Origin of the sequence: Streptomyces sp. NPDC012794 (assembly GCF_042901085.1) — a bacterium.
Classification (GTDB): domain Bacteria; phylum Actinomycetota; class Actinomycetes; order Streptomycetales; family Streptomycetaceae; genus Streptomyces.
Genome location: NZ_JBIBCI010000013.1, coordinates 196,346 through 214,993 on the forward strand (window position 1 = coordinate 196,346; position 18,648 = coordinate 214,993).

Below are 18,648 nucleotides of genomic sequence, written 5' to 3' on the forward strand. Positions count from 1 at the left end.
ATCAGATCCCATCTGATGCAGGATTTGCCCTCTGAAGGGGAGGGTGAAGTGGGTCTACAGCGACGCGCCGACCTAGCGGGGGCAGCTCACCTGGAACTGGTCTCCGGGGTGACCCAGCTGCGTCCGCAGGACGCGATGGTCGAAGCCATGGTGCGGGGCTGGCGGGCCCAACAAACCGCTCGCGGGCTCCGTGAGGACACGGTCACCGCCCGGGAACGGCTCGTACGGCGGTTTCTGGAGCACACCAACGAATATCCGTGGGCCTGGACGCCAGGCCACGTGGACGAGTGGTCACTTTGGCTGACCAGCGAGAAGCACCTCGCGCCGTCCACGATCCGCAGCTACCAGGGCAGCCTGCGCCTGTTCAGCGAGTTCTTGACCGACGGCCGCTACGGCTGGTCGGTGGCCTGCGAGGACGCCTTCGGCACTCACCCTGTGGCTATCTGCCACGAGTGGAACACCATCGCACACCTCAACGACTACGAGGGGCGTCCCGAGGCGAGGCCGTTCACCCGCGAGGAGATCCAGCGCTTCCTCGACTACGCCGACGACCAGGTCGATCGAGCGGTCCGGGCCAAGCGCAAGGGAGCCCTCGCCGCCTACCGCGATGCCACCCTCTTCAAGGTCATCTATGGGTGGGGTCTGCGCCGGACGGAGGCGTCGAAACTGGATGTGGTCGACTTCGGGCGGAACGCGAAGGCGCCGCAGTTCGGCCGGTATGGCACCCTCAACGTCCGCTACGGCAAAGCGAAGAAAGGGCAGCCGCCGCGCCGTCGGAACGTGCTGTCGGTGATGGACTGGGCGGTGGACGCGGTCGCCGATTACGTGGAGAACGTACGGCCGCGGTTCGGCTGCCAGGATCACCCCGCCCTGTGGGTGACCGAGCGGGGCGGCCGGGTCAAGCCTGCCGAGATCAACGCCCGGTTCGTCGCCTACCGCGACGCGCTCAAGCTCCCGAAGGCGCTGACCGTTCACTCCGCTCGCCACTCCTACGTCACCCACCTCACAGAGGACGGGGTTGACCGCCGGTTTCTCCAGCAGCAAGTCGGTCACGAGAATGACAGTTCCACCGCTATCTACACCCACGTTAGCGACGACTTCATGAACACCATGCTGCACAGAGCACTCACGCCCGCGCTCGCCCCGCTCCCCGCAAACAAGGACCGCTGATGGCCGCGAAGCTCGACTACCACTGGCACTTGCGCAAGGTCATGGCCGACCGGGGGCTCTTCTCCACCACCGACCTCATTCCGCTACTGGACAAGCGGGGCATCACTTTGTCGTCCAGCCAGGTCTACCGGCTCGTCGTCGAGCGCCCCGAGCGGCTCAGCCTGAAGATCCTCATGGCCCTGCTCGACATCCTCGACTGCACCATGAACGACCTCATCGAGCCGACCGCCGCGGCGAGTGCCGGAACCGCTACCCGAACGAAGAAGGCTGTCGGGGCCGAGGCAGGTGTCGGTGACCTGCGACCCAAGCGAGCCCGCATCCGTGGTTTCGAGCGGCCGTGACCGCACCCGGGCGCCCCGAGCGGGCCGTCTCCGACCCGATCGGGCTCATTGCGGACCTGGTCGCGGCCATCGAACATCAGCTGGAGCCGGACCGGATCTGTGCCGTGGTCGCCAGCGTCGCGGGCGGACGCTCGAAGTCACGCCTCCTCGCGGCACATCTCACTGAGCATCCTCGCGTGCTGAACGACGGTCGCTCGCCGGCGCCCAGGGCCGTCGGCGACCTGCTCATCGCCCTGCGTGAGGCCGGGGCCCAGACGGTCTCGCCGCCATGTTGCGCCGAATGCGGCAGGCAGATACGAACGCTCCAGCGCCGCGGCCAGGACTGGTACTGCTGGAACTGCGGGCGGCCACAGCCCGAACCATGTGCTGCCTGCGGAAACACCCGTCGGATCACTTCACGCGACCGGACCGGGCGGCCGCGATGCGCCAAGTGCCCGGACGACGACGGACGCGACCCCATCACCGTGATCGGCGCCCTGATCGCTGCACTGGATCCGCAGGCCGAACGGGAGACGGTCACCGACGCGGTCCGCCGATCGGCACCTGGTCCCTCCTACCAGCGGAAACTTGCCTGGGCCCTGGAATCCCACCCAGCTCTGCTGACCGGCGACGGTCACCTCGCACCCCACCCCGCGGTCCTCAAGCTGATCGACCTGCTGCACGAGGCTGGCATCGCCGGGATCGTCCGGCCGTCCTGCCCCGGCTGCCACAGAGTCGTACGCATCGACAAGCCTCTGGATGGAAAGCGGGTCTGCCGCATGTGCATCTCCCACTCCCGCATCGAGGAGTGCTCGGGATGCGGAGCACGCCGAGAGCCCGCCACCCGCGACGACCAAGGCAGGCCAGTGTGTTCGAACTGCCTGGTCAGTGACCCGACGAACCTGGAGACCTGCATCAACTGCGGCCGACGAAGAGTCGTGAACACCCGCACACCGGACGGCCCGCTCTGCCAAGGCTGCCCCTCCTTGCCCACCGCGACTTGCAGTATCTGCGACGCGACGAAACCCTGCGGCACTTCCCGGGCCACGGGTCGGCCGTGGTGCCTGGACTGCCAGGGTCACTCCGCGCCGTGCTCGGCCTGCGGCATCGTCGCGGCGATCGTCTCCGGCACTCTCGACCAGCCCCTTTGCCTGGGCTGCACCGCGCCTGAGGTCTGGCACACCTGCCCCACCTGCAGCGATCCCGACTACCCGCACCCTGGTCAGTGCGCTCGTTGTCTCATCAACCGGCGCCTCAACGAGCTCTTGGGCCCTCCGTCCGATGCCCTCCACCCCGGTCTCCAAGCCCTGCGAAACAACATCGCCACCACCGAGCACCCACTCACCGCCAACCGGTGGCTGAACAAACCGTCCGTGTCTCCGGTCCTGGCCGACCTCGCGGCCGGCAGACGAGCCCTGACTCACGAGGCCCTCGACGAGCTGCCCGACAGCCCGCCCCTCGCCCACCTCCGCCAAGTACTCGTCGGCGTCGGTGCCCTGCCCGAGCGAGACGAGTACATGGTCCGACTCGAACGTTTCCTCACCAGCCTTCTCGCATCACAGCCGGACCCCGAACAGCGCAAAGTTCTGCACCAGTACGCGATATGGCACCTGGTCCGTCGACTACGCCGACGCAGCAACGGCCGCCCCCTGACCCCGCAGCAGTTCGCATCCGCGCGTCAACGCACCCACGCAGCCGTCGCCTTCCTTACCTGGCTTCAGGCTCACGACCTCACCTTGGAGACGTGCCGACAGGCCAACCTCGACCAGTGGCTCACCGACGACTCCGCGACCTACCGCCACACAGCCGGGCACTTCGTCCGCTGGGCTCGCACCAACAAGCTCACCACCGTCCACGTCCCCGCCATCCGCTGGCACGGCCCCACCCAGCCACTCGATGACGAACACCGGTGGAACGTCGCACGCCGGCTCCTCCACGACGACACCCTCAAGCCCGAAGACCGCCTCGCAGGACTGCTTCTCCTCCTCTACGCACAAGGGCCATCGGCAATCCACCGACTGACCATCGAGGACGTCGAGGTCGGCGCTCAAGAGGTACGTCTCCACCTCGGTAATGCACCCGTTCAGCTGCCCGAGCCCGTCGCCCAGCTGGCCCGCACCGTCGCCGCGAACCGCAAGGGGCACGCCACCATCGGCGCCCTGGCTCCGTCTCGATGGCTCTTCCCCGGCGGCCAGCCCGGACGCCCGATCAGCACAACGCAGCTGACCCAGCGCCTGAACCAGCTCCGGATCCGGCCCAACCAGGCCCGTAGCACCGCTCTCTTCCAGCTCGCCACCGAGATCCCCGCCGCGATCCTCGCCCGCACCCTCGGCATCCACACCGACGTCGCCGTCGCCTGGCAACGTCTTTCCGCCGGCGACTGGACCACCTACGCCAACGAAGTCAGCCGCCGCACCGCAACGGAGAAACCATGAAGCTGCCTGTCGTCATACACCGGGCCCGCTTGGGAGTCGATGAGTTCAGGGTCATCCGACCTGCCCAGCCGTTGACCCGTGCCGTGCTCATCGACCACGACCGGCACTTGGACGCCTACCTCGACCAGGACGCCGCCCGAAGCATTGCCGGACTGTGGATGCTCGCTGCACGCTCGCCGCGCTCGCTGATTCATCTGCCCATGCGAGCCAACCACCCGCCGGCCCGGGAGGTGCCTGACGACGTCGGCGTCCAGCTCGACCTCGTGCTCCTGCACCATTCGCTGCAGTTCGCTCCCTCACACTGGAAGCAGGTGCGAGGCCGCCTCGGCCCCGGCCGCCCCCAGACCGTGAGCTTGCCCGAGGCAGAACATGACGATGCTGCGGTGGCCGACTACGCGTCACGTCACTACCGGGAGAACCGTGACCTGTTTCACCAGCACCTTCATGCCGAGACGCTGTTCATGACCGGCAGCACGAAGGTGTTCCGAGAGACCGCGCGGCACTTCCTCGATGTCGCCCGCAAGGGACCGGGCTACGTCCCAGTGCACCCCAGCTACCCGCACTTCTGCACAGAGCTGCACTCGAACGACGGCATCCTCGGCGACGCCCGGGAGATCCACATCGAGTACTGCGACCAGTGGAACTCATGAGCTCCAGCCACTGCGAACGGCCCGGTGGTGGCGATCAGCGAGGCAGACATTCAGACAGTTCCAATACCCGACGTCACCATTAGTCGAGGAAGAAGAGCAGGTCATCGCCCGGGTTCAGGAGTACCTCGCCGACCGTGAGGAACGCGCGAAGCACCCCGTGCCGACCGCCGTCGCGACCGGTTACGCGGCAAGCGACCTGGCCGTGCTGTTCGGAGGTGGCCAGGCGTGACGCGACAAGGAAGCCGCCGAGCCAACTCCGTCCGCCGGGCCGGAACCGGCCCCGCGCCGGCGAAGCCGTTGTTCATCGAGCACGACCTCAAAGCGGACAAGGAACGCGTCGGCCCGCACGACCACCTCACCCGACAGGAGGTTCTGGCCCTGCTGCCGACCTCGCTGCTCTGGCCGCAGAGAACGTACAGCCGCGGCATGTGGCCCGGAACCATCCGGCTCGCGGGGGCAGCCAAGATCCTCGACTGGCTGCTGACCTTCCCCGAAGACGGGTGGCAGGGACGGTGGCTGGCATCCGGGGCGGACCAGGGCAAAGAGCTGATCCTGGCCCTGAACCAGGACGATCCGCGCTGCGAGGAGTCCAGGCGCAACGAGCTCATGATGGGCCTCAACAGCCTGCTCATCAGCCGGGTGGTCCTCCCGCGCTACGTCTTCCTGCGCGGCTACAAGGCGATGCGGCTCTTCCAGGATGTCCAGCAGATGTTCCCCGCCGGGCAGCTGGACCGAATGCGCGACTTCGGTGCCGAGATCGGCATGACGCCTCGACACATCGACGAGGGCCTGCGAGTCATCTCCTCGATCACCCTGCACACGGGCCGGGACCTCGCTCAGCTCACCGCCGAGGACGTCTTCTACCTGCGGGCCGTCGGACGGCGCGAGACCGGTGAGGCATACGTGGGCACCCACAGCGCCTGGGACCTGCTGCGGGGCGCCGGTGTCATCGACTCGAAGGACACCCTCAGGGACGCGCTGCGGCACGGGCAACGGCCCACCGCCGAGCTGGTCGACGCCTACAACATCCAGTCCACGCAGGTCCGCAACCTGCTCGTCCGCTACCTCGAAGAACGCCGCCCCGGGATCGACTACGGCACCTTCCGAGGACTGGTACGCGAACTGGCCGGCGTGTTCTGGGCGGACATCGAGGCACACCACCCCGGCATCGACACCCTCCGTCTGCCCGACGAGGTCGTCGACGGCTGGAAACAACGCCTGGTCACCTATGTCAACAAGAGCGGAGAGGTCAAAGAGCGCCGCTCGCGCATCGACGTCATGATGCGGGTGCGCGGCTTCTACCTCGACATTCAGGAGTGGGCTCACGACGACCCGTTCTGGGTCCAGTGGGCAGTACCGAGCCCGATCACCCGGGGCGACGGCGCCGGGAACTACAAGATCTACAAGCAGACCACCTCCCGGATGCACCAGCGAGTCCGCGAGCGGCTGCCCCATCTTCCCGTGCTGCTGGAGACAGCCGGGCGAGTACACCGAGAGGCCGTCGCTCTACTGGAGGCCGCCCGCGCCACACCGTTCAACGAGACCTTCGAGCACGGCGAGACGCGCTACCTGCGGGTCCTTCCCAAGGTGAACCAGGTGCCCAGCCGCCTCGATCACGGCTCACGGCATGTCTTCATCAAGGAGGTCGACAGCACCGAACGAAGGATCAACCAGAGCCTCGTGGAGGATGACGCATTCTGGGCCTGGGCGATCATCGAGACGCTACGGCACACCGGAGTTCGCGCCGAAGAACTGACCGAGCTCACCCACCTCGCGCTGGTCTCCTACAAACTGGCCGACACCAACGAAGTCGTCCCGCTCCTCCAGATCGTTCCCTCCAAGAGCAACGAGGAACGGCTACTGCTGGTCAGCCCCGAACTGGCCAGCGTCCTGGCCACGATCATCAAGCGCCTGCGCGACGCCAACGGCGGCAAAGTCCCGCTGATCTCCCGCTACGACTCACACGAGCGCATCACGGGCCCCCAGCTGCCGCACCTGTTCCAGCGCCGCCCCTACTGGCAGCCGCAGGTCATGAGCGAGGCCGGCATCAAGCGCGCCCTGGACCGGACCCTGGAGGCCACCGGACTCCGCGACCAGGCCGGCGAGCCACTGCGCTACACACCGCACGACTTCCGACGGATGTTCGCGACCGAGGCCGTCACCGGCGGACTGCCCGTTCACATCGCAGCCCGCATCCTCGGCCACAAAACACTAACCACCACCCAGGCATACCTCGCCGTCTTCCAGGACGACCTGGTACGCACCTACCGAGGCTTCCTCGACCGGCGCCGGGCCGATCGCCCCCAAGATGAATATCGCGAGCCGACCGCGGCGGAGTGGCACGACTTCCAGCAGCACTTTGAGCTCCGCAAGGTCTCCCTCGGCACCTGCGGGCGCCCCTACGGCACCCCCTGCAAGCACGAACATGCCTGCATTCGCTGCCCTGTTCTCCAGTTGGACCCCCGCCAGCGGCCCCGCCTCATCGAGATCATCCAGAACCTCCGCGAGCGCATCACCGAAGCCCGCGGGAACGGCTGGCTCGGCGAGGTCGAAGGACTCCAGGTCAGTTTCGACGCCGCGATGGCCAAGCTCAACAGCCTCAAGAACAGCCGCACCGACGGGCGTCCCCAACTGGTCGACCTTGGCATTCCCGTCTTCACCGACGACGCACCGTCACCGTGTCCGGACATGGGTGAGCCCGGACTCCAAGACTGACCGTCAGTGGCTGCTGGCAGCATCACAGCTATGAACGCCATATTTGCCACCCCACCGCGGCCGTTCGACGTCACCGCGCTCTTCCCTCAGCTGGCCCCGCTGGCGCGCACGGCGACCCGGCTGCACCCGCGGCCCGGGTCGCCGACCGTGCACGACAGCTCCGTCGGCGGGCCGCTCCTGTGGCCCGCCGACGAGCCGTGGCCGTACTGCGAAGAACCGCACGACAGGCATGCGGCGCTCAGGATCAACTCCCCGGACGACATCCGCCTCCAGCGCCGTGTCCTCGCCGCAGCGGCCGAGCGCCTTCACCTCGACCCCGAGGCACCCGAACAGACCCCCGAGGAACAGGAGAGCCTGGATCTGATCAGGGCCGGCCGCCCATGGTTCGACGGCCCGATCCCTCTCGTGCCCGTCGCCCAGCTGCACGCCCGCGACATCCCCTTCCCCTGCCCGCCAGACGCGGACCTGCTCCAAGTCCTGTGGTGCCCCTTCGACCACGAGATGGCACACCCGAAGACCGCCCTCTTCTGGCGGTCCTCCGCCACCGTCCTCGACGTCCTCGACGCACCGCCCCAGCCGCCGATCGTCCAGGACGGCTGGTACCTCCCGGAGCCCTGCCTGTTCTCCCCGGAGCAGGTCACCGAGTTTCCCAACCCCCTGGAACTGGACAAGGAGATCCGGGACCAGCTGGACGACAGGAGCCGCTGGGAGACGATCAACCCCGCGCAGTACAACGCGTACGCCTACGATCCGGGCGAGCTCTACCTGAACAACCTCTGCACCGCCCCCGGCTGGAAGACCGGCGGCTGGACCCGCTGGAGCCCCACCGACCCCGTCGACCGCGCCTGCCCGGAGTGCGGCACCGAGGCGGTCCCGCTCCTCACCATCGCCTCATCGGAATGGGACGGCGGCAGCACAACCTGGATCGCCACGGAGGACCGGCCGACCCCGGGCCCGCCGCCCCTGGGCGCCCGGGACGGCAACTTCACCTTGATCGACATCACCGGCGGCAACAACCTGCAGCTCCACGTCTGCCCGTCTTCCCCTTACCACCCCCACTTCGAACTGCTCCAGTGAGCGCGTGCGGAAGTCCTCCGCACGACCCCTACGGGCCCCAACACCAATGTCACAACGAGCGGCCCCGTCACAGACGGGGCCGCTTTCATGTCGAGGACTGAACCTTGATCGTTCTCTTAGTCCGGAAAAGGTGCGTGGCGGTCGCGGAGGCGGTCGCCCGTCGGGTCTGGATGGCATGGGGCGGGGAGTGCGGCGTCGAGGTCGAGCACCACCACATCGATCACCCGGTCCTGCCCGCAGCCGGCTAGGGTCTGTTGCGAAAACGGATCTTGTTCGGTCAGGATCACGTCCTGCGGGATGTGATCCTGACAAATTGCCGGTAGCCCGGCGTGAGCCGCAGACATCAAGCCGGGCCGTCCGCAAGTAGCGCGTCGGCCTGCTGAGTGCATCCGGCACAGGGCTGTTAAAGCACTGCAGCCACCGTTCGGTAACGTACGTTTCTTCGGGCACCGTTGGGGCCTGGAGTCCAAAAGGTATGCCGATGACGCCTGGTGAACTGCCTGTCGTGTGGAGCCTGCCCCCCGAGGACGCCCGAGCCGGATGGCGGGCCCTCTGGTGGACCGTCGGACCGAGCAACGAACTCGCGGTGATGCTGGTCCACAAACGAAACCTTTACCGCTCCCCGTACATCAGAGGATGGGTCGGGTGGCGCGTCGCGGCTCCGTGCGACGGCGTATTGGTTGTGATCTCGGACGGAGCGGAACACCGCACTCCGGTCACCGGCATAACCGCGAGTACTGGCCACCTGGCCCTACTCTCGTGGTCACGGTTCTTGCTGGCGTCATACCGTACATCCCGGGACGGGACCGGGACCTGGGAGAGCAACGCGGTTGTGTACTCCCCGGGGGGATACCCGATAAGTCATATCTGTATCGGCGATGACATCGACTACATCATCACCGACCGCGACGGCGGCATCTGGACCTCGCACGGTGACGAGGGCATTTATGGAAGCCATCCTGCGTCCAGTGAGGGCCTGGCCCGCTGGAACACCGACGGTGGCCAGACCTGGGGCCCTCTGGGACGAGAACGACTCCCTGTACTGCCCCTCGGCGGGATTGCGGGCGCGACCGAGGAGGACGTGGTCTGGCTCGGCTGGTACAGCCATGAAGGTTCCTTCCTGTCTCGGGTCGATCCCGCCGCCGGCAGCATCACCAGCTACCGCCACCCCTTGAGAAACACCGATGGCATTGCCGTCCGCGGCACCCGGATGCTTCTCAGCCACCAGTTCCACAACCGGCCCGGCGTCGAACTGAACCGCGCGGAACTCGTCGACGATGCCTGGGTGATCACCTCTCAGGAACAACTGCTACTACCGGAGTCGGTGACCAGGCGCTGCGTCCAGGGCCGCGATGGTGTTCTCTGGATCCGCGGCGGCGACACCTGGGTACAGTTCGAAGCCTGAGCCGCCGAGAACCGACTGCACGATCCCTCCCCGCATCCAGGGTGCCGGCTGCGAGCGGGTCCCCGGCCGGGGCCTGTTGCGACAGTGCTGGTCACAGCCATTCGTTGATAGCTGCGATCAGCACTGTCGCTTCGTAGCGGACGGCGAGTTTGTCGTATCTCGTAGCAACCGCACGGTGGCGCTTGAGGCGGTTACGGACCCGGTCCGCCGGAGCGGGGATGGTGGCCTTGATCCCGCGTCTGCGCAGGTAGGAGCGGTTCTTGCGGGAGTCGTACGCCTTGTCGGCCCGCACCCGGTCCGGTCGCTTGCGCGGCCTGCCGAGCCCCAGCCTCGGCACCCGGATAGCTTCCAGGACCGTCTCGAACTGCGGCGAGTCACCCCGCTGCCCAGCCGTTATCACCACGGACAAGGGCTTCTGCCCCTGCTCGACCGCAAGGTGGATTTTGCTGGTCAGTCCGCCGCGCGAGCACCCAAGGCCGTGATCGGCCGGCTCGACGAAGACCCGCCGGGCGGTTCCTTCTGGAGATCCCCTTTTTCGCCGCCCCGGCGGCATGCTGGTGAGCCCGGCAGAGGGTGGAGTCGACGTTGGCGTCCCAGGTGATCAGCCCCTTCGCGTCCGCCTCGGCCTGCAGCTCGATGAGGATCCTCGCCCAGGTGCCGTCCCGCTGCCAGCGCCGGAACAGGTCATAGACCCGCTCCCAAGGCCCATAGCGTTCGGGCACGTCCCGCCACGGGGCACCAGTCCGCGTCCGCCACCGTATGCCGTCTATCAGCTGCCGCCGCGCCCACACCTGCGGACGACCCGGCTTGATGCCCGCCGGCAGCAACGGCTCCAGCCGGGCCCACTGCCCGTTCGTCAGATCCCCACGTCCCACAGGACATGATCATCAACGAACAAGATCCACTTTCGCAACAGACCCTAGGCCGTCTCTTCCGGATCTTTGTAGGTCAGGCAGGATGCAAAGAAGACGGCCCAAGCTGGGTTCCTGTCGGTGGGGTGCCGTAGCGTCGGCAGCATGATCTCCGAGCCGACGAGCCAGGCCAAGGGCCCCTACGATGCAGCCTTCCTGCCGCGGCTGCGTATGTCCTTTCGGGCTGCACCCGAGCCGGTCACGGATCCGGTGTCGAAGTTCGGCGGGCAGCCGGTGTGGCTGGACGGTCCGGCGTGGCCGGTGCATCCGCGTGCGGGAGAGCCGCTTGTATTCATCGGCCAGTTCCGGGTGCCAGGGAACGAGGTACGCCTCGCCTACTTGTTCCTGCACGAGGAAGGCATGGACATGAGCGGCAACGCAGCAGAGGACGGTGAGGCCGTCGTTCTGGTCCAGCCGGGCGGGCGGATACCGTCCTTCGCGTCGATCGGGTCTCCCAGCACTCAGGGACGAACCCTGTGGCGTTGGGGTCCGGACGATACGGAGGTTCCCGTCGAATGGCTGACGGACCTGACGCCGATGCCACCGGAACTCGACGAGGCGGCGAGCCAGGCCGCTTCCTGGTCCCGGTGGCTGCGAAGCGAGGGACCAGAGGTCGAATACCCCTACGAGGAGCGACCCAAGGACTTCCTGGGGGGCGAGGCCCTTTACCCAAACCATCGGGTCTTCGGCATCGATTCCTCTTGGCTGTTCCTCTGCCAGTTCGAGGACCGGGGCGAGGCGGAGTCAGACCCGTTCTTCCTCAATTTCGGCTACGGGAGTGGCTTCCTCTTCCTCAGCTCCGACTACCTTGAAGGCCGGTTCATGTGGGACTGCAGCTGAAGGCCGCTTCTGACGATCATCTTGCCGACCAGGTGAAGATGGAGGCGATGTGGAGTCCGGCGAGGTAGATGGTGGCGGTCTTGTCGTATCGGGTGGCCAGACCGCGCCACTGCTTGAGCTTGCTGATGCACCGCTCAACCGTGTTGCGCTGCTTGTAGGCCTCGCGGTCGAAGGCCGGCGGTCGGCCACCGAGCCTGCCAAGTCGCTTGCGGTTGGCGGTCTGGTCGGCGGGCTGCGGGATCACCGCCCGGATTCCGCGCCGTCGAAGATGGGTCCGGATCGCGCGGGACGAGTAGGCCTTGTCGGCCAGGACCGCCTCCGGTGTGGTCCTGGGCCGGCCGATCGGCCGCGGCACCCGCAAGCGGGCCATGACCTCGGGGAATGCCGGTGCGTCGCCGGCCTGGCCGGGCGTGAGGACGAACGCGAGCGGGCGGCAGCGGCTATCGGCGGCGAGGTGGATCTTGGTGGTCAGCCCGCCGCGGGACCGTCCAAGGGCATGATGGTCCGGCTCGCCGGCCGGAGCCCCTTTTGACGAGCCCCGGCGGCGTGCTGATGAGCCCGGACGATCGTGGAGTCGACCGAAACGACCCAGTCGAGGTCGCCTTCGGCGTCGGCCTGGGCGAGCAGAGCGGTAGAGACCTTCTCCCACGTCCCGTCGGCCGCCCACTTCCGCAGCCGGTTGTGGGCCCCCTTCCACGACCCGAAGCGCTCGGGCAGGTCCATCCACGGAGTCCCAGTGCGGTACTTGAAAGCGATCGCGTCGATCACCTGCCGGTGATCACGCCACCGCCCACCCCGCCGAGGTGTCCGGTCCGGCAGCAACGGCTCGATCCTCGCCCACTGGGCATCAGTCAACGACACCCCAGACCAACGATCAGATGATCCGAAGGAAACGCCCTAGTCGTCTTGATCGGCGGCTACCAGTACTCCGCAGTACCGCTCGGCCCCGAGGCGACGCCAGTGTGCTCCTGCTGCGAGTCCCCGTACACCAGGCCGTGGGAGCAAGGAACGGCTCTGGGACGGTGGCGATGGAACCCAGACCGGTGCGGAATGCCGAAGAAGGACGGCTCCCCATGCGGCTGGCTCACCCGGGAGGAGCCGTGCCCCTACCACGTGACTCCGGAGCAGCATGCATCCGAGCGCGCGAAGCTCCACCCCGAGGGCGGCCAGGGCGGCGAGTTGGTTTTGGCCGAGCCGCTCGCGGCGTTGTTTCTGGTTGGCGATCCACACGCCGGTACGGTGATCGGTCCCGTCGGGGAGGTGCTCGACGTGTGCCCGTCCGGGCAGGCCGCCTTCCCGCTTGATGTACTGCGTGAGGGCCTGGACGCCCTTGTGGAAGGCTTCCGCACCGCGCCCGGACGTGGTGGTCGTGCCCGGCTCCGCGGCGGCCGTGCGGGCCCGTACGGCTCGCGCGGGCTTCACCCCGAGTTCGGCGAGGCGGCGTTGCTGCTCCTCGTTCAGTCGGCGGAAGTCACTGCGCTGTGTGGCCGTCCACCGGCCGATGTCCTCGCGTGCCATGTCACCCCCGGAACGATGTCCGCAAGGCGCGCACCGCCCGCCAGGAGGGCCACGGCCGAGTACTCACACCATCATGAACGGCCGAATCGTCACACCGGTCACGGCTGACCAGAGCGCCCCATCAAGATCGTGTTACGAGCTCCTAGGGTCGGACGCCTCAGCGTCTTTCTCCTGGAAGTGTTCATGCCTCGCCGGTCACCGGGCGAGATCAGAGCGTAGCTGCCGCGACGCCACAACGGCATCGGCGGACCCCCGTGATTCGTGGAGTGTCCGCCTCGGCGAACAGGCAGATCGCCGTCTTCGAGCGCGATCGCGGCCTCCTCACAGGCGGGGTCGCACTCGCGTTCCACCGCTGGAATGCCACCGCTCGATGCATTCGCTGACTGCCTCAGCGGCGGCTTCGGGACACCGGACGATGGCGACTTCGTGATCGCGTGGCGTGACGACGAAGCCTCCTGCCAGTATCTCGGGCACCTGGAGACGGCCCGGCAGCTCGAGGTGTGGCTTTCCCACTGTCATCCGACGAACATGCTGGGCCGCCAGGCTGGCGGAAGCCGCGCTGGCCGTGACCGACCGTCTGAGATAGGAGGGGCCGCGAGGTATGCTCCCCGCCGACGCGGGGATGGACCGGAGCCGTACTGCCTCGATGGTTACGACGAGGAGTGCTCCCGGCCGATGCGGGGGTAGACCGGGCATGGCCGGCCGCGGAGCCGGAGGTGCGGGCGCGCCGATCCTGCCGGGACACACGGTGAAGGGCCCCGCCCAATCACGGTCCGAGGCCCTGCTGCAGGAATGTTCGGTCTGTCAGGCACGATCAGCGGTCTTTGACCATCTGCACCCAGAAGCTTTCCTTCTTACCGGAGTTGTAATCCGTGTGGTCCCACGCCGCCAAGTGGGACCTGTCCTTCAGGCGCAGCTGCACCACCTCGGTCGCGTCGTTCCACTCGTAAGAGAAGAACCGGAAGTTCCTGTCCGGGGTGGCTTGCAGCACCTTCCCCCTCCTGTCCCAGCTACAGTCGCGGGACGGGTCGCCTTTGCAGCGGGACCAGGCTTTCGCGTATAGCTGGCAGTTCTCTCCATGCCACACATCGATACGGCTCAGCCTGCCATCGGATGAACGCCACCTTCCCGAGAAATTGTTTGCGACACACAGGGCGGATGCCTGTTCCGCCGAGACGAACGTAACCGTGACCGAGAGGGAAAGCGTCAAGGCGGCCGTTACGAACAAGGCAATAATCCGGCGCAGTGGACTGCCGGCAGAAGAGACGTGTGTCATCGTGTACCTCCCTAGCGGGCGGCAGCACACGGGGTCTAGCGATCACGACGCGTCCGGCCACCTTTACTGACGGGCCACGGGAGGGCGCAGCATTCATTCCCCTTCGCAGCCGAACGCTACGCGTTCGGGTCTTTGCCGTTGCCATCGCCGCCTGCCGCCGCCTATTCAAGACCAGCACTCCTGGATCCTGATCGCAAGTGCAGGAGACCTCGAATCGGACACATTTCAATGATAAATACACTACAATGTGGACCGGTCAACGAGCTGGTGGCCGGGTACCCTGAAACGCATGGTGAGCGACTGGAATGGCCGGGCATGCTGCTGCGGTTGTCGACCCGGTTGGCGAAGGTGAGCCGAATGGGATCCGAGTGATTTCAATGCAGACTTGCGAAGTCGGCATGAAGTGAGACTCTGGAAGTGGCCCGGACTCATGAGGAGTCCGACCAATGATGGTCCACGTGCTCCCGTGAAGGTCCATTGCCGGGCGAGGTAAAGGGCCACTTCTACTGCGTGGCCGACTTTCGTCGGCCGAGCACCTGCTTATCCCCCAGGCAAACATGCTTCACCCATGCAAGCTCAGTCGCACCGATGTGACCAAAGCCTTGCAGTCCCTCGCGCGACTTGTTTTCCAGTCTTACCCGCCCTCACGGGCCGGAAGTCATATAGTAGGTATAGTTATGACGGGAAATAAGCAGAAGGGGAACTCCTTCACCCTTCGGTCCCCGGTTAAGTATTTCATGCTCCTGGCAGGGGCCACTTCCCTTGCAGTCGCTCCATGGAGCGATGCTGCAGGCTCAACATCATCAGCTGGCAGTCGGCCTGCGCGCGGGCCCGACACCTGTGTAGAGGGAACCAAATGGAGGCTGAGCACGCCCGTCGATCATGTCTGCATCGGGGCGTCACGGCAAACCTTCTTCGGTTGGGAAAACTATCTGGGCCCATTCCGACGCGATGCGAGTACCAGCAACGGATGTAAGGCGGGCTATGTGCCCCGTGATGCAGTGCCTGGCGACAAGGTCTGCGTCACGCCTGTTGAGCGGGATGAAAACCAACGGGATGCCGAACGGGCACCCAGTAACTGGCGGGCAACGGCAGATCGTGTCATTTGGGGAAACCTTGTCCCGATCCCGTTCGTGTGGGACAGGGTCTATTCGATTCACAGTGACTACACTCGTGAAGGAAATGGTCAGCGCAGACTTGCGGTGGACACTGGAGGACGATTCGGGGATGCGGCAAGTGTGATTCTTTCACCTTCGGCATCGCATCACACTCGATATCGATTTAGGACGCAGCGCACGTGGGACGGGAGCGCCTTCCGAAACAGATTTGAGATTGTGGCAGCGGGTAGCGGGAAGTGCCTGGACGTGGTGGGGGCTCGGACTAATGACGGGGCTAGGGTCGTTGAGTATGGTTGCACTGGTAATACAAATCAGCGGTGGTATCTTGAGCGCCGCGCAGACAACAAGTGGCAGATTCGCAACTGGAACAGCGACAAGTGCCTAGATGCTCACAACCCGGACGTAAAAAATGCCCCTCCGCAAGGAACCTATCTTCAGCAGTGGACCTGCCTCGGCAACAAGAATCAGGCCTGGCGCATCCTGATGTGACGCGCCAGCAAGAGCTGCCGCTTGGACGAACGCGGTGGGGTGACGGAGCGGCAGCCCCGCAGCCTTCGTCCTGACGCTCAATGCCCCGACACAGGGCCGCCTGCTGAGCCACGTACTCCACGCGGTAGGACGGTCGGGCCGTACATGGGTAGGGCGGGCGGTCCACGCCCTGACACGGTGCTTCGTCCACCGAACCGGCGGACCCGCTCATGTATCCGGCCTACCCGAGGATGCGGCGGCGTCGGCTGCGATCTCTCGGTTTGGGGGTGGTGGGGTGAGAGACAGTGACTCTCTTGGGTGTTGATGCTCGTCGGGGCACCTCTCGGGTCCGTCTTCAAATTGATCTTGCCTAGAGCAGTAGTGATGCGAGTGTGACCGCTGCTTCGAAGGAGGTGGCGGTCTTCTCGTAGCGGGTGGCGATGCCGCGGAAGCCTTTGAGCTGGTTGAAGCAGCGTTCGACGGTGTTGCGGCGGCGATAGATCTCGCGGTCGAATCCTGTGGGCCGACTGCCTCGCCGACCTCGGTTGCGGCGGTGCTGCTTCTGGTCGTTCTTCTCCGGGATCGTGTGCCCGATACCGCGTCGCCGCAGGTAGGAGCGGAATCCGCGTGAACTGTAGGCCTTGTCGGCGATCACGTGATCCGGGCGGCATCGGGGCCGGCCCAGGCGAGGTAGATTTTGCTGGTCAGGCCTCCTCGGGATCGGCCGAGGACTGCCTCGCACCGGTCGGCCTCCTCCCGCGGATCCTGCGCTCCCCACGGCTGCTCACCCTTGCCGACGAACTCGACGTCAAGCAGCTCTCGGCGGCCTTGGGCATGTCCTACGGTGGAACTGCCCACTACCGGTAGCAGGCTGAACAATGGTCATATACGGCTCCCTCGCTGACACCGTCAAGCGAAGTCCACTCGGAGAGCCAGGCACCAGCGCGGGATACCCCTAGATCCAGTTTCAATCCAGCCACCAGAATGAAGCAGAAGGAACCGGCCGACCTCCATGAACCACGAGACTGCAGCGCCCACCCCAGGATGCTCGTCACCCGACTGACAGGAATCGGCATGCGGACGACAGGGGACCTCGCCATCCAAGCGGCAGTACCAGCCACGCGGAGAGCCCCCGCCCCTGACCAGCCCAGGGACAGCCCCGCAAGCAGGAGCGTTCCGAGGCCACCCCCCACCCTGCTGGCCGCCCGCGGAGCGGGCTGGTCCTGAAGGGCGGAGCCGGAAGGACCGGGTGGGGGAGCGGAGCGGACCCGCCCAACGGGCCGCAGGCCCGGACCCCGTGAAACGGGGTCACCCAGGCCTGCGGAGCAGGCCATTCGGGGCGAAGCGAAGCGGAACCCCGAACCGTCCGGAGCGAAGCGAAGGACACCGGCCCGAAGGGCCGGCCCTGGCTCGGCGAAGCCGAGCCAGCCGAGCGCAGCGAGCTCCGGTTCGCTCCTGCGCGCAGGAGCGAACCGGAGCTCGCTGGTGGTGAACATTTCTGCGGCGGCCTTGATTATCACCTATCGCCGCCAGCGCGTCGACGAGGCCGACGCCCACCCCGAGGCCGCTGGTCTTTAACCGAACCGAGTGCGTTTGGCTCGGTGGGGGTCCACGCTCTGGCCAGCCTCGCCGACAGCGCCTAGGCCGTCACCGCGTGTTGAGGTAGAGCTGCGGAGCCCATTTGGTGCATTTCGAGGGTGCGAAGGTCTGGCGGGTGCACGCCTGGATCGTGAGGTTGTAGTCGCCGTGGCGGGCAGGCCACGACCACAATCCCTTCCCTGCATCCAGCTCGCCCTGCTCCCAAGGTCCATTCGGCGCGACCCAGCGGACGTTGTAGTGCGTGGCGCGGTACCCGCCGTAGATGACAGAGACCCGCCCGGTGCACCGGTCGTACCGTGCTCCGATATAAGGCGTGTTAGCCCACTTGTACCTGTTTGGAGATCCGCCGATGTTCGTGCCGCCACCAGGCGGGTAGGCATCCACGTAGCACCCTCGCGCAGCGACATCGGTGACCGTCGGCGCCATCAGGCCTCCGGCGGCAACGGCGCAGGAGGCGAGCACTATCGTCATCCGTCGTAGTACCAGTGCAGCCATGCTTCCCACCGTCCTTCAGTCAGCGGAGTCTGCGGGTTCAGGTCCCGGCGTCGCACGCCTCGAAGGGGCCTGCTGGTGACCTGGGTTTCATCGCACTACGTCGCGGCCTCAGGCCTCGCGTCGGGCCACTATGTGACGGCCCTCATGGCTAGGTTCTCACTGTGGCATGTGTGTGGCATCTCGGGGTCCTAGTAGTTCTTGCTGAAAAGCAACGCTAGGGAATGTTCCGCAGGTCAGCGGGCGGGCTCCCGCGCAGCGGGCATCGGAAGGCGCCTGTGGACGGGTGTGGTGGCGGGCGCTGGATTGGCGTCAGGACGGGAGTGGAAGTAGTGATCATGGCTGTCTGTCTTGGGCGTGCCTGTTCACACAGCCGGCCGCGCCATGGAGCAGCTCGCACTGTCCTGGGGCGAGGCTGCCTGGACCGATCGACCGTCCCCGGGCAGCAGAGACAGAGCCCCTTTTACTGCTGCTGGCCGCCCGCGGAGCGGGCCTGGGGTGGGAGCGGAGCGGACACCCCAACGAGCCGAAGGTTCGGACGCCGTGGAACGGAGTCAACTAGGCCCGCGAAGCGGGCCGTTCGGGTGGAGCGCAGCGGAACCCGAACCTGTCCGGAGCGAAGCGCAGGACTCCGGCCCGAAGGGCCGGCTCTGG

Annotated in this window: 13 protein-coding genes and 3 pseudogenes; 11 read left to right on the top strand and 5 right to left on the bottom strand. The window is 66.4% G+C overall.

Features of this window, described 5'->3' with window-relative positions:
- Nucleotides 1–15 precede the first annotated feature (15 nt).
- From ACFY7H_RS23950 to ACFY7H_RS23975, 6 genes are all read left to right on the top strand, one after another.
- Nucleotides 16–1,170 carry a tyrosine-type recombinase/integrase gene (locus ACFY7H_RS23950; RefSeq protein ID WP_388941208.1) on the top strand — a complete coding sequence of 385 codons (1,155 nt, stop codon included), beginning with the start codon at nucleotides 16–18 and terminating at the stop codon, nucleotides 1,168–1,170.
- Nucleotides 1,170–1,511: a helix-turn-helix domain-containing protein gene (locus ACFY7H_RS23955; protein ID WP_388941210.1), complete on the top strand. Its 342-nt coding sequence runs from the start codon at nucleotides 1,170–1,172 to the stop codon at nucleotides 1,509–1,511. Before ACFY7H_RS23950 ends, ACFY7H_RS23955 begins: the two co-directional genes overlap by 1 nt.
- On the top strand, nucleotides 1,508–3,925 hold the full coding sequence (locus tag ACFY7H_RS23960; RefSeq protein WP_388941213.1) for a site-specific integrase: 2,418 nt from the start codon (nucleotides 1,508–1,510) through the stop codon (nucleotides 3,923–3,925). Before ACFY7H_RS23955 ends, ACFY7H_RS23960 begins: the two co-directional genes overlap by 4 nt.
- Nucleotides 3,922–4,575: a hypothetical protein gene (locus tag ACFY7H_RS23965; RefSeq protein WP_388941215.1), complete on the top strand. Its 654-nt coding sequence runs from the start codon at nucleotides 3,922–3,924 to the stop codon at nucleotides 4,573–4,575. Before ACFY7H_RS23960 ends, ACFY7H_RS23965 begins: the two co-directional genes overlap by 4 nt.
- Before the next feature lie 225 nt (nucleotides 4,576–4,800).
- On the top strand, nucleotides 4,801–7,290 hold the full coding sequence (locus ACFY7H_RS23970) for a tyrosine-type recombinase/integrase (protein WP_388941218.1): 2,490 nt from the start codon (nucleotides 4,801–4,803) through the stop codon (nucleotides 7,288–7,290).
- 30 nt (nucleotides 7,291–7,320) lie between these two features.
- Nucleotides 7,321–8,367, top strand: a complete 1,047-nt coding sequence (locus ACFY7H_RS23975) for a hypothetical protein (RefSeq protein WP_388941221.1) — start codon at nucleotides 7,321–7,323, stop codon at nucleotides 8,365–8,367.
- A 116-nt stretch (nucleotides 8,368–8,483) separates the two neighbouring features.
- Here ACFY7H_RS23975 and ACFY7H_RS23980 read toward each other — a convergent pair whose 3' ends face one another.
- Nucleotides 8,484–8,654, bottom strand: a complete 171-nt coding sequence (locus ACFY7H_RS23980) for a hypothetical protein (protein WP_388941224.1) — start codon at nucleotides 8,652–8,654, stop codon at nucleotides 8,484–8,486.
- A gap of 545 nt (nucleotides 8,655–9,199) precedes the next feature.
- Here ACFY7H_RS23980 and ACFY7H_RS23985 point away from each other — a divergent pair.
- On the top strand, nucleotides 9,200–9,772 hold the full coding sequence (locus tag ACFY7H_RS23985; RefSeq protein ID WP_388941227.1) for a hypothetical protein: 573 nt from the start codon (nucleotides 9,200–9,202) through the stop codon (nucleotides 9,770–9,772).
- 91 nt (nucleotides 9,773–9,863) lie between these two features.
- On the opposite strand, the pseudogene ACFY7H_RS23990 reads toward ACFY7H_RS23985, so the two are convergent.
- Nucleotides 9,864–10,647, bottom strand: a pseudogene (locus ACFY7H_RS23990) (IS5 family transposase).
- A 141-nt stretch (nucleotides 10,648–10,788) separates the two neighbouring features.
- Here ACFY7H_RS23990 and ACFY7H_RS23995 point away from each other — a divergent pair.
- Nucleotides 10,789–11,523, top strand: a complete 735-nt coding sequence (locus ACFY7H_RS23995) for a hypothetical protein (RefSeq protein WP_388941229.1) — start codon at nucleotides 10,789–10,791, stop codon at nucleotides 11,521–11,523.
- Between the two features lie 16 nt (nucleotides 11,524–11,539).
- Here the strand turns inward: ACFY7H_RS23995 and ACFY7H_RS24000 are convergent.
- Nucleotides 11,540–12,384, bottom strand: a protein-coding gene (locus tag ACFY7H_RS24000; protein ID WP_388941232.1) for an IS5 family transposase whose coding sequence is annotated in 2 segments (ribosomal slippage) — nucleotides 11,540–12,054 and nucleotides 12,054–12,384 — 846 coding nt in all. Because the reading frame shifts where the segments join, the coding sequence is not laid out codon by codon here.
- 189 nt (nucleotides 12,385–12,573) lie between these two features.
- Between ACFY7H_RS24000 and ACFY7H_RS24005 the strand changes: the two genes are divergently transcribed.
- Both ACFY7H_RS24005 and ACFY7H_RS24010 read left to right on the top strand, forming a co-directional pair.
- Complete coding sequence (locus ACFY7H_RS24005) at nucleotides 12,574–13,149, top strand: hypothetical protein (RefSeq protein ID WP_388941234.1); 576 nt, start codon at nucleotides 12,574–12,576, stop codon at nucleotides 13,147–13,149.
- Between the two features lie 258 nt (nucleotides 13,150–13,407).
- A pseudogene (locus tag ACFY7H_RS24010) lies at nucleotides 13,408–13,728 on the top strand (hypothetical protein); the annotation flags it as partial.
- Nucleotides 13,729–13,855: 127 nt separating this feature from the next.
- Here ACFY7H_RS24010 and ACFY7H_RS24015 read toward each other — a convergent pair.
- Nucleotides 13,856–14,317, bottom strand: coding sequence for a hypothetical protein (locus ACFY7H_RS24015; protein WP_388941237.1), 462 nt, complete (start codon nucleotides 14,315–14,317; stop codon nucleotides 13,856–13,858).
- Between the two features lie 737 nt (nucleotides 14,318–15,054).
- Here ACFY7H_RS24015 and ACFY7H_RS24020 point away from each other — a divergent pair.
- Nucleotides 15,055–15,924, top strand: a complete 870-nt coding sequence (locus ACFY7H_RS24020) for an RICIN domain-containing protein (RefSeq protein WP_388941253.1) — start codon at nucleotides 15,055–15,057, stop codon at nucleotides 15,922–15,924.
- 349 nt (nucleotides 15,925–16,273) lie between these two features.
- Here the strand turns inward: ACFY7H_RS24020 and ACFY7H_RS24025 are convergent.
- A pseudogene (locus tag ACFY7H_RS24025) lies at nucleotides 16,274–16,641 on the bottom strand (transposase); the annotation flags it as partial.
- Nucleotides 16,642–18,648 lie beyond the last annotated feature (2,007 nt).